Source organism: Sphingomonas lacusdianchii, assembly GCF_022664395.1.
GTDB lineage: Bacteria > Pseudomonadota > Alphaproteobacteria > Sphingomonadales > Sphingomonadaceae > Sphingomonas > Sphingomonas lacusdianchii.
This window is the reverse complement of the sequence record NZ_JAKRET010000042.1, coordinates 1-10,250: the sequence shown is the minus strand read 5'-3', so window position 1 is coordinate 10,250 and position 10,250 is coordinate 1. Positions and strand designations below refer to the sequence as shown.

General features: G+C 64.7%; 10 protein-coding genes, 1 tRNA gene and 2 pseudogenes. 11 read left to right on the top strand and 2 right to left on the bottom strand.

Annotation, left to right across the window (positions count from 1 at the left end):
- The 11 genes and pseudogenes from MF607_RS21955 to MF607_RS21905 all read left to right on the top strand — a co-directional run.
- A pseudogene (locus MF607_RS21955) lies at positions 1-107 on the top strand (IS5/IS1182 family transposase); the annotation flags it as partial.
- Between the two features lie 25 nt (positions 108-132).
- Complete coding sequence (locus tag MF607_RS21950) at positions 133-1,272, top strand: metallophosphoesterase (protein ID WP_242122304.1); 1,140 nt, start codon at positions 133-135, stop codon at positions 1,270-1,272.
- A gap of 27 nt (positions 1,273-1,299) precedes the next feature.
- The gene (locus MF607_RS21945) at positions 1,300-1,437 is read left to right on the top strand and encodes a hypothetical protein (RefSeq protein ID WP_242122303.1); all 138 of its coding nucleotides are present in this window, start codon (positions 1,300-1,302) and stop codon (positions 1,435-1,437) included.
- 309 nt (positions 1,438-1,746) lie between these two features.
- On the top strand, positions 1,747-3,276 hold the full coding sequence (locus MF607_RS21940) for a CoA-acylating methylmalonate-semialdehyde dehydrogenase (protein WP_242122302.1): 1,530 nt from the start codon (positions 1,747-1,749) through the stop codon (positions 3,274-3,276).
- 5 nt (positions 3,277-3,281) lie between these two features.
- On the top strand, positions 3,282-4,211 hold the full coding sequence (locus MF607_RS21935; protein WP_242122301.1) for a polysaccharide deacetylase family protein: 930 nt from the start codon (positions 3,282-3,284) through the stop codon (positions 4,209-4,211).
- Positions 4,208-4,603 (top strand): RidA family protein, encoded by a 396-nt coding sequence (locus MF607_RS21930; protein WP_242122300.1) that lies wholly within the window; start codon positions 4,208-4,210, stop codon positions 4,601-4,603. The genes MF607_RS21935 and MF607_RS21930 overlap by 4 nt, the downstream gene beginning before the upstream one ends.
- Positions 4,600-5,739: an acyl-CoA dehydrogenase family protein gene (locus tag MF607_RS21925; RefSeq protein WP_242122299.1), complete on the top strand. Its 1,140-nt coding sequence runs from the start codon at positions 4,600-4,602 to the stop codon at positions 5,737-5,739. Before MF607_RS21930 ends, MF607_RS21925 begins: the two co-directional genes overlap by 4 nt.
- A 139-nt stretch (positions 5,740-5,878) precedes the next feature.
- The gene (locus tag MF607_RS21920; protein ID WP_242122292.1) at positions 5,879-6,913 is read left to right on the top strand and encodes an enoyl-CoA hydratase/isomerase family protein; all 1,035 of its coding nucleotides are present in this window, start codon (positions 5,879-5,881) and stop codon (positions 6,911-6,913) included.
- A 12-nt stretch (positions 6,914-6,925) separates the two neighbouring features.
- Positions 6,926-7,702, top strand: a complete 777-nt coding sequence (locus tag MF607_RS21915; RefSeq protein WP_242122291.1) for an enoyl-CoA hydratase — start codon at positions 6,926-6,928, stop codon at positions 7,700-7,702.
- An 11-nt stretch (positions 7,703-7,713) separates the two neighbouring features.
- Positions 7,714-8,589 (top strand): 3-hydroxyisobutyrate dehydrogenase, encoded by an 876-nt coding sequence (gene mmsB / locus MF607_RS21910; protein WP_242122290.1) that lies wholly within the window; start codon positions 7,714-7,716, stop codon positions 8,587-8,589.
- Between the two features lie 49 nt (positions 8,590-8,638).
- A tRNA-Leu gene (locus MF607_RS21905) sits at positions 8,639-8,721 on the top strand.
- A 26-nt stretch (positions 8,722-8,747) separates the two neighbouring features.
- Here the strand turns inward: MF607_RS21905 and MF607_RS21900 are convergent.
- The gene (locus tag MF607_RS21900; protein ID WP_242122305.1) at positions 8,748-9,815 is read right to left on the bottom strand and encodes a tyrosine-type recombinase/integrase; all 1,068 of its coding nucleotides are present in this window, start codon (positions 9,813-9,815) and stop codon (positions 8,748-8,750) included.
- Between the two features lie 344 nt (positions 9,816-10,159).
- A pseudogene (locus MF607_RS21895) lies at positions 10,160-10,250 on the bottom strand (integrase catalytic subunit); the annotation flags it as partial.

The window sequence follows — 10,250 nt, the reverse complement described above, 5'->3', positions numbered from 1 at the left end:
TCGGCCGTCTGAAAGACTGGCGGCGTGTCGCCACCCGCTACGACCGCTGCCCAATCGCCTTCTTCTCGGCCATCGCTCTCGCCGCCACCGTCATCTTTTGGCTGTGATCAACGAGTCCTGACCCTAGTCAACGTGCCCAACCGTGCGTCGGAATGGTTCGACAATGGCATGCTCAACCTGCCGCCCTTCTTCGGCGCGTTGCAGGGGACGATGCGCAAATGGCAGCCGGCATCGACCTATACCGGCGGGCCGCTGTTGCAGAGCGGTGTGATCTACCCGATCCTCGGCAACCACGAATATTCGGGGCGGTGGAACCCGGCGAACAGTCTGAACACGATGTTCAACGATCCGCAGCCGCGCTGGTATGCCGAACTGCGCTACGACCGGGTCGCGGCGACGGTGAACCCGTCGGGCGACGCCGCGATCCGCGAGCGCTGGATCCAGGACAATAGCTACGAGACGATTTCCTACGAGGAAATCTTCACGCTGCCGCAGGGGCCGGAGGGCGGGCGCTATTATGCGCAACGGATCGGCGACACCTTCCTGATCGCGATGGATGGCAACCGCATCTGGCGCAGCTGGACCGCCAATACGCGCGGCAAGCTGACCGAGGCGACGGCGGCGATCAACGATCCGGCCGCGTGGGGCTTCGGCGATTTCCAGTTCCATCCCTTTGCCAAAGGCTCGCGCCAGTACCAGTGGTTGCAGGAAGTGCTCGCCAGCGACGCCTTCCGTTCGGCGAAGTACAAGATCGTGCTGGTCCATCAGTCGGTGTTCGGTCTGGGCGACAATGCCACGCCGGTCATGGCGCAGACCGAGGCGACGTTCGAATATAGCGATGCGACCGGCGCGATCCGGACGATGGGTCCCTTCGCCTTCCCGATCGACCGCGCGACATGGAACGGACAGATCCAGCCGGTGCTCGACGCCGGGCGGATGCGCTATGTCAAATATGACTATCCGCTGTCGAAGGATCTGTGGCGGGGTGACATCGAACCGCTGCTGACCGCGGCGGGGGTACAGCTGGTGCAGGTCGGCCATTCGCATCTGTGGTGCCGCAGTAAGGTCGGCAACATGCACTATATCGAGACGTCGAACGTTGGGAACAGCTATGGCGCCTATGTCAGCAACCTGTCGCCGCGCCGATCGGGTCCGCCGACCGAGGCACAGGTCGCCGCGCTGACCTCGCTGCGCTGGAACCCCGACGACTATCCGCGCGAGGACGATCCGCACGACCGGTCGATGGCGCTGCCGACCCTGCGCAACCCGTAGGTCGAGCTGGCGGGCGCTGCGCAGAATGTGCCGTTCCTGACCAGCAACGACATCACCGCCTATACCGTGTTCGACACATCGACCGGGCTGGTCACGTCCTACGCGTTCGACACGCGCTTTCCGGCGCGCGATCCGATCAAGTTCGACGAGTTCAAACTGGGATAAGGCGCATTCCGCTTCCCGTCATTGGGGCGGGTCGATGCCGAACAGCCGGTCGACGAACCGCTGCACCACCGGCACGACCAGCAACGAGGCGGGAAGCGTCGTGGCGAAGCCCATTGGCGTCGCTTGGGCAACGGCCTCCCGAAAACCGCCCCGCCCCGTGCGAACGGAGGCGCGGGCCTTCACCCTCGCGGTGGCACGCGGGAATCTGGTCCCGACGATTGCCCGCTCCGTACGGCTATGCCAAAAGCAATAAAATTACACGCGGATGAGTCGGCATCAGACCGTCCACCGCGACCGACAGGAGAGTTTATGCGGGTCATCGATCATGTGATCGCGGGCGGTTCAGGCAATGCGGACGGTGCGACCGGCGCCGTCTTCGATCCCAATCGTGGCGAGGTGCAGGCGCATGTCCGCCTCGGCACGGCGGACGATCTCGACCGCGCGGTCATGGCTGCGCAGGCGGCGCAGCCCGGCTGGGCCGCGACCAATCCCCAGAAGCGCGCCCGCGTCCTGTTCGCGTTCAAGCAACTGGTCGAGTCCAACATGGACTCGCTCGCCGAACTCCTGTCGAGCGAGCATGGCAAGGTCGTCGCCGATGCCCGGGGCGATATCCAGCGCGGCCTCGACGTCATCGAATTCGCCTGCGGCGTGCCGCATCTGCTGAAGGGCGATTACACGCAGGGCGCCGGTCCCGGCATCGACGTCTATTCGATGCGGCAACCCATCGGCATCGGCGCGGGCATCACCCCGTTCAATTTCCCGGCGATGATCCCGATGTGGATGTTCGGCGTCGCCATCGCCTGCGGCAACGCCTTCATCCTGAAGCCCAGCGAACGCGATCCGTCGGTGCCGGTGCGCCTTGCCGAACTGCTGCTCGAAGCGGGCGCTCCCGAAGGCATCCTGCAGGTCGTGCACGGCGACAAGACGGTGGTCGATGCGATCCTCGACCATCCCGCCATCGGCGCGGTCAGCTTCGTCGGGTCGAGCGACATCGCCCATTATGTCTACAAACGCGGCGTCGCGGCCGGCAAGCGCGTGCAGGCGATGGGTGGGGCCAAGAACCACGGCATCGTCATGCCCGACGCCGATCTCGATCAGGTCGTCGCCGACCTTGCCGGTGCGGCCTTCGGTTCGGCAGGCGAGCGCTGCATGGCGCTGCCGGTGGTGGTGCCGGTCGGCAACAAGACCGCCAATGCGCTGCGCGAAAAGCTGATCCCCGCGATCGAGGCGCTACGTGTCGGCGTGTCGACCGATCCCGATGCGCATTACGGCCCGGTGGTGAATGCCCAGCACAGGGCGCGGGTCGAGGGCTGGATCGCAAAGGGTGTCGAGGAAGGTGCCGAACTGGTCGTCGACGGGCGCGGGTTCAGCCTGCAGGGGCATGAGCGCGGCTTCTTCATCGGCCCGACGCTGTTCGATCATGTGACGCCGCAGATGGAATCCTATCGCGAGGAAATCTTCGGTCCCGTGCTCCAGATCGTCCGCGCGAACGATTTCGAAAGCGCCGTCCGCCTGCCGAGCGAGCATCAATATGGCAACGGCGTCGCGATCTTCACCCGCAACGGCCATGCCGCGCGAGAATTCGCCGCGCGCGTCAATGTCGGCATGGTCGGCATCAACGTGCCGATCCCGGTGCCGGTCGCCTATCACAGCTTCGGCGGGTGGAAGCGCAGCGCGTTCGGCGACGTGAACCAGCATGGCGAGGAAGGCGTGCGCTTCTGGACCAAGGTGAAGACGATCACCCAACGCTGGCCCGACGGATCGGCGCTGGGCACCCAGGCCGAGGATGGTGGCGCTGCCCGAATGCAGGACGCGTTCGTCATCCCGACGATGGGGTGATCGGCATGAGGCGGTGGTTGGTGGTGGTTCTGACGGCGTTGCTGGTGGCGATGCCGGCCGAAGCCCAGAAACGGATCGCTCTGACGTTCGACGACGCGCCGCGTGCGCGCGGGCCGTTTCTGACGCCCGAGGAGCGTACGGCCCGCATCATCGCGGGCCTGCGCAAGGCGAAGGTGCGACAGGCGGCATTCTTCGTCGTGCCCGGCAACCTTGCCGCCCCCGACGGCGCGGGCGGGGAGCAGCGGATTGCCGCCTATGTCGCCGCCGGCCATGTCATCGCCAATCACAGCTTCAGCCATCCGGCGCTCAAGTCGAGGACCGCGCAAGCCTATCTGGCCGATATCGACCGGGCAGGGGATTGGCTGAAGGGGCGGCGCGGGCTGCGGCCCTGGTATCGCTTCCCGTTCCTCGACGAAGGTGGCACCGACAAGGCGAAGCGCGACGCGGTCCGCACCGGGCTGGCCGCACGGGGGCTGTCGAACGGCTATGTCACGGTCGACGGATCGGACTGGAATATCGAGAACCTGACCGCGCAGGCGCGCAAGGCCGGCAAGCCGGTCGACATGGATGCCTTACGCGACCTCTATGTCGAGACGCATGTCGAGTCCGCGCAATTCACCGACCGACTGGCCAAACAGGCGCTGGGGCGACAGCCGGTGCAGGTGATGCTGCTGCACGAAACCGATCTGGCGGCGTACTGGATCGCCGATCTGGTCGCGGCGCTTCGGGCGAAGGGCTGGACGATCGTGACCGCCGATGTCGCCTATCGCGATCCGATCGCGAAGCTGCATCCCGATACGCCATCGGCGCAGGGCAATTTGCTGGAAGCGATTGCGTGGGAGAAGGGGGTGCCGGCACCCCGCTGGTACGAACGCAATACGCTATCGATCGCCGATCCGCTGTTCCGGCAGCGCGTGTTGCATGAGGGCAAATGATGGTGCGTCGGCATAGCGCCTCGGCGTCCCCCTACGAAGCCACGATCGGTTTCGCGCGCGCCTTGCGCGTGGGCGACCGGATCTTCGTGTCGGGCACCGCGCCGGTCGAACCGGATGGCAGCAGCACGCCGGGCGACGCCGCCGCGCAGGCGGAGCGCTGCTTCGCCATCATCGCGCAGGCGATCGGGCAACTGGGCGGCCGCATCGACGATGTCGTCCGCACCCGCATGTACCTGATCGATCCGACCTATGCCGAGGCGGTGGGGCAGGTACATGGGAAATTGTTCGGCAGGGTGCGGCCCGCCGCGACGATGCTGGTGGTGGCCGCACTTCTCCGTCCCGAATGGCGGGTGGAGATCGAGGCCGAAGCGATAGTGGAGAGTGAAGCGTGAATCCGTTCGATCTGACCGACGACCAGCGTGAGATTCAGGAGTTGGCGCGTCGCTTTACCGCCGACGCGATCACCCCCCATGCTGCCGAATGGGACGAAAAGCACATCTTCCCGCGCGACACGATCAAGGCAGCGGCGGAACTGGGCTTTGCCGCCATCTACGTGTCCGAGGAATCGGGTGGGATCGGGCTCGGCCGGATGGAATCGGCGCTGATCATGGAGGCGATGGCCTATGGCTGTCCGTCGACATGCGCCTTCATCTCGATCCACAACATGGCGGCATGGATGCTTGATGCGTTCGGTTCGGCGGAATTGAAGGCGCGCTTCCTCTCCGACCTCGTGACGATGGACAAGCTCGCCAGCTATTGCCTGACCGAGCCGTCCTCGGGTTCGGACGCGGCAGCGCTGAAGACCAAGGCGGTGCGCGATGGCGACGACTATATCGTCACCGGTACCAAGCAGTTCATCTCCGGCGCGGGCGACAACGACGTATACCTCGTGATGGTCCGCACCGGCGGCGACGGGCCGAAGGGCATTTCGTGCCTGTTGGTCGAGAAGGACATGCCCGGCGTCTCGTTCGGCGCGAACGAACGCAAGCTGGGCTGGCATTCGCAGCCGACGCGCGCGGTCATTCTCGATCAGGTGCGCGTGCCTGCCGCCAATCTGGTCGGGGCCGAGGGGCAGGGCTTCTCGATCGCGATGCAGGGACTCGATGGCGGTCGCCTGAATATCGGCGCCTGTTCGCTCGGCGGGGCGCAACGCTGCCTCGATGAAGCGATCGCCTATACCAAGGCGCGGCAGCAGTTCGGCAAGCCGGTCGCCGATTTCCAGAACACGCAGTTCACGCTGGCCGACATGGCGACCGAACTGGAGGCGGCACGCGCGCTGCTCTACACTGCCGCGGCCAAGGTGACCGCGAACGCGCCCGACAAGACGCGCTTCGCCGCGATGGCGAAACGCTTCGCCACCGACACCGGATCGAAGGTGGTCGATCAGGCGCTGCAACTCCATGGCGGCTATGGCTATCTGATGGACTATCCGATCGAACGCTTCTGGCGCGACCTGCGCGTGCATTCGATCCTCGAGGGCACGAACCAGGTGATGCGGATGATCGTGGGACGGGAGCTGGTACGATGAAAATCCTCCCCGGCACGGGGAGGGGGACCATGCGCAGCATGGTGGAGGGGGACGTCCTGCTCCGCCACCTCTGCGATTGCGGCACGCCCCCTCTACCAGCTTCGCTGGTCCCCCTCCCCGCGAGCGGGGAGGATTTGGGATGATCCTCACCTCTGTCGACCATCGCGTCGGTCGCATCCGGCTCAACCGGCCCAAGGCGCTCCACGCGCTCAACCTCAAAATGTGCGAGGCGATGCTCGCCACGCTGGAGGCATGGCGCGACGACCTGTCGGTCCATGCGATCCTGATCGACCATGCCGAAGGGCGCGGGTTTTGCGCTGGCGGTGACATCCGCATGATCGGCGACAGCAGCGCCGGCGACGGGGCCGCTGCCCGTGCCTTCTTCGCGACCGAATATCGGCTCAACCACCGGTTGTTCACCTATGCCAAGCCGACCATCGCGGTCATGGACGGGGTGACGATGGGCGGCGGCGTCGGCATTTCGCAGCCGTGCAAGGTCCGCGTTGCGACCGAGAATACGCGCTTTGCCATGCCCGAAACCGCGATCGGCCTGTTCCCCGATGTCGGCGGCGGTTGGTATCTGTCGCGGCTGCCGGGCCGGATCGGGCAATATCTGGCGCTGACCGGCGCACGGCTCGACGGCAGCGAGATGCTGGCGCTGGGACTGGCGACGCATCTCGTGCCGGCGGCGGCGCTCGATACGATCAAGGCGGCGATCGCCGCCGACCCGATGGCGATCGAAGCGATCCTGTCCGACCACGCGACCACGCCCGGCGAAGCGGCAATCCTGACGCAGCGCGAGGCGATCGACCGCCTGTTCGCCAGCGACGATTTCGAGGAAATCCTGTCGGCGCTGGAAGCCGACGGATCGGACTGGGCGCAGGCGCAACTGGCGACGCTGCGCCAGCGTTCGCCGCTGTCATGCAAGGTGTCGTTGAAACTGCTGCTCGACGGCAAGACCATGCCAACCTTCGAGGACGAGATGCGGCAGGAATATGCGGTCGTCACCCGCATCGTCCAGCGACCCGACATCGTCGAGGGGGTCCGCGCGGTGATTATCGACAAGGACCACGCGCCGAAGTGGGACCCGGCTACCCCGGCGGCGGTGACCGACCATATGATCGACCGCATCTTCGCTCCGCTCGGCGAGGACGACGAGTGGCAGCCGCACTGATTGGGGAGTAGCATGTCCGACTACCAAAGCATTCTGGTCGAGAAGCGCGACGCGGTGACGTTGGTGACGCTCAACCGGCCGCAGGCGCTGAACGCGCTGAATGCGCAGATCCTGTCCGAACTGCTCGACGCGATGCGCGCGTTCGATGCCGATCCGGCGCAGGGCTGCGCGGTCATCACCGGTTCGGCCAAGGCGTTCGCCGCCGGGGCTGATATCAAGGAGATGCAGGAGATGGACTTTGCCGCCATGTATGGCGGCGACCATTTCAGCGGCTGGGACGCCTTCACCCGCACCCGCAAGCCGATCATCGCCGCGGTCGCCGGCTTCGCGCTGGGCGGCGGCTGCGAGCTGGCGATGATGTGCGACTTCATCCTCGCGGCGGACACCGCGAAGTTCGGCCAGCCCGAGATCAAGCTGGGCGTGACGCCGGGCATGGGCGGGTCGCAGCGGCTGGCGCGCGCGGTGGGCAAGGCGAAGGCGATGGACATGTGCCTGACCGGCCGGATGATCGGCGCCGAGGAAGCGGAACGCTGCGGCCTCGTCGCGCGGATCGTGCCCGCCGACGATCTGGTCGAGGATGCGGTGAAGACCGCCGCGACGATCGCCGCCATGGCCCCGCTGGCGGTCAAGGCGAACAAGGAAATGGTCAACGCCGCCTTCGACACGACCTTGGCGCAAGGGGTCCAGTTCGAAAGGCGCCTATTCCACGGCCTGTTCGGCACGGCCGAACAGAAGGAAGGCATGACCGCCTTCGTCGAAAAGCGGCCCGGCAACTGGACGGGGCGGTAGGAGAGACCAGCATGGCACGGATCGGGTTCATCGGCCTCGGCAATATGGGCGGCGGCATGGCCGCCAATCTGGCGAAGGCGGGGCACGATGTCCGCGCCTTCGACCTGTCCGCCGACGCGCTGGCGCGGGCGAAGGCGGCCGGGTGCCTGCCGGTCGCCGACGCGGTCGAGGCGGCGAGCGGCGCACAAGCAGTCGTGACGATGCTGCCCGCCGGCACGCATGTCGCGCAAATCTATGCCGAGGCATTGTTCGATGCGGTCGATACCGGCGCGGTGCTGATCGATTGTTCGACGATCGACGTCGATACCGCAAGACAGGTGGCCGAAGCCGCCCGTGCGAAAGGATTGCAGGCGGTCGACGCGCCGGTGTCGGGCGGGATCGCCGCCGCCAATGCCGGCGCATTGACCTTCATGGTCGGCGGCAGCCCGGCGGCGTTCGCCAAGGCCGCGCCGTTCCTCGAGGATATGGGCAAGGCGGTGATCCATGCCGGTGCAAACGGTGCGGGGCAGGCGGCGAAGATGTGCAACAACATGCTGCTCGGCGCATCGATGATCGCGACCTGCGAAGCCTTCGCGCTTGCCGAAAAGCTGGGTTTGGATGCGCAGACCTTCTACGACATTTCGTCGGTCAGTTCGGGGCAATGCTGGTCGATGACCAGCTATTGTCCGGTGGCGGGTGTCGGCCCCGAAACGCCCGCCGATCGCGGGTTCGAGGGCGGGTTCGCCGCTGCGTTGATGCTCAAGGATTTGCGCCTTGCCATCCAGGCGGCGGCCGGAGCGGGAGCCGATACGCCGATGGGTGCCCGCGCGGCGGAACTCTATGCCCGCTTCGTCGAGGAAGGCCATGCTGCCACCGATTTCTCCGGCATCATCCAGACGTTGCGATAGCGGCGGCTTGACGGGGCAGCGCCGATCCGCTTGGAACGCGGCTCCCCACGCGGACGTGGCGAAATCGGTAGACGCAGCGGACTTAAAATCCGCTTCCCTTTGGGAGTGCGGGTTCAACCCCCGCCGTCCGTACCGGCGGTTTTCCGCCGTTTTTGAGACTAAGCAGCTTCACTAAATGCATCGGTTTCAGGAACTGGTGGTAGTTTTGGTGTAATTGCGATGGGTGCCGAATCGAGCGCACTGATCGCATTGTCGATATGCGTGCCGTAGATGTGAACGTAGCGCATCACCATGAGTAGCGTTTTGTGTCCGCTGATTTTCTGGATTGTCGGTAGGTCAACGCCTGCCTGTACCAGCCGGGTGATAGCCGTATGTCGCATGACGTGCGGTGTGACCCGTCGCGGGGATAGGCCCGCGCGCTCCACGGCCCGTTTGAACTGCTTTGCCATACTAAGGCGATGCGTTGCGTCTTCGCCTTTGCGTTGTGACGGGAAGACCCATCCTGCCTTGTCCGTCGCTCGCTCGCGTGCAGCGGCAATATGGGCGGCGAGGTTTGGCGTAATGGGCTGTTCGCGCGCTCCTGCTTTTGCCCTTGCAAGGTAAATCCGCCGAGCATCAAAATCGATCTGATCGTACCGGACGCGTAGGATTTCGCCGTGCCGCATTGCTGCGCCCAAGCCAAATTCAACAAACAGGTGTAACAGCCCGTCTTGATCCCCGATCGCGGCATTCCGTAGGGACGTTGCATCCCCGTCGCTTAGGACCGTAATCGCCTTGGGCGGTTCTGCACCCTTAGACACTACCGGCGCATCCTCCGCCTTGATCCACTTCCATTCAACCATGCGTTTGAAGAGGTGGGAGAGGGTGGCAAGTTCGCGGTTCACCGTCGCCTGTGCAGCGCCCGTGGACAGGCGATCCCGCACATAGCTTTGCACCATCTGCGTCGTGATTTTGTCCGCCCGGTGTTTGCGGAATGCCGGGATCAAATGCGTTACTAGTTGTCGGCGCTTCGCAGTCAGGTTCTTCCCTGTGCCCTGTTCCAACCGCTCAAGGTAGCCGGTGGCGGCTTCCTCGAACATGCGATGCGTCTTTCGACCTGTCGGCAAGCTAAGGCGATCTTCGCGAGCGTGGGTGCGAAGCAGTTCGATAGCGTCCTCCGCCTGCTGACGGGTGACGCCCTCGCTTGCCTTCCCAATGGCGCGGTGAATCCGACGCCCGTCCACCATGATGTTCACCGCGTATCGGACATCGCCGCCCCTCAACCCGGTCGCAGTTATCCCGTGTTCGGTGAGCGATGCACCTGCCGCCAGCCGTTTGATTTCCGGTCGCGTGAGACGAGTAAATTTGAGTGACACAACATGTTCCTTTCTTGGAACATGATGTCGATCATTCTTGGGGAGTCAATGATTCGATTCATTTAAGCGTAACCTATATCGTTTCACGTATTCTAAAAATAATAAGTGCTATTAAAAAGTCTAAAATAAGAAGTTGTACGAAAAAAGTACTGATGAGGTAGGAAATTAGACCTGCGGTGACTGAGCAGCCCCCACCGGGTGGTCCGGGGTGATTGTTAGTGCATTGTTGTGTCCGCCGCCATTGCCGGGCGGAGGTGGAGCGAAGCGGAGCCGGAGACCGGCAATGGCGGTGTCGACGCTTGCGGG

What these genes read in the sequence shown, in the direction of transcription:
- MF607_RS21915 (WP_242122291.1), top strand. Translation starts at nt 6,926, where the DNA reads ATGTCCGACTACCAAAGCATTCTGGTCGAGAAGCGCGACGCGGTGACG.
- MF607_RS21930 (WP_242122300.1), top strand. Translation starts at nt 4,208, where the DNA reads ATGATGGTGCGTCGGCATAGCGCCTCGGCGTCCCCCTACGAAGCCACG.
- MF607_RS21935 (WP_242122301.1), top strand. Translation starts at nt 3,282, where the DNA reads ATGAGGCGGTGGTTGGTGGTGGTTCTGACGGCGTTGCTGGTGGCGATG.
- MF607_RS21940 (WP_242122302.1), top strand. Translation starts at nt 1,747, where the DNA reads ATGCGGGTCATCGATCATGTGATCGCGGGCGGTTCAGGCAATGCGGAC.
- MF607_RS21900 (WP_242122305.1), bottom strand. Translation starts at nt 9,815, where the DNA reads ATGGTGGACGGGCGTCGGATTCACCGCGCCATTGGGAAGGCAAGCGAG.
- MF607_RS21920 (WP_242122292.1), top strand. Translation starts at nt 5,879, where the DNA reads ATGATCCTCACCTCTGTCGACCATCGCGTCGGTCGCATCCGGCTCAAC.
- mmsB (WP_242122290.1), top strand. Translation starts at nt 7,714, where the DNA reads ATGGCACGGATCGGGTTCATCGGCCTCGGCAATATGGGCGGCGGCATG.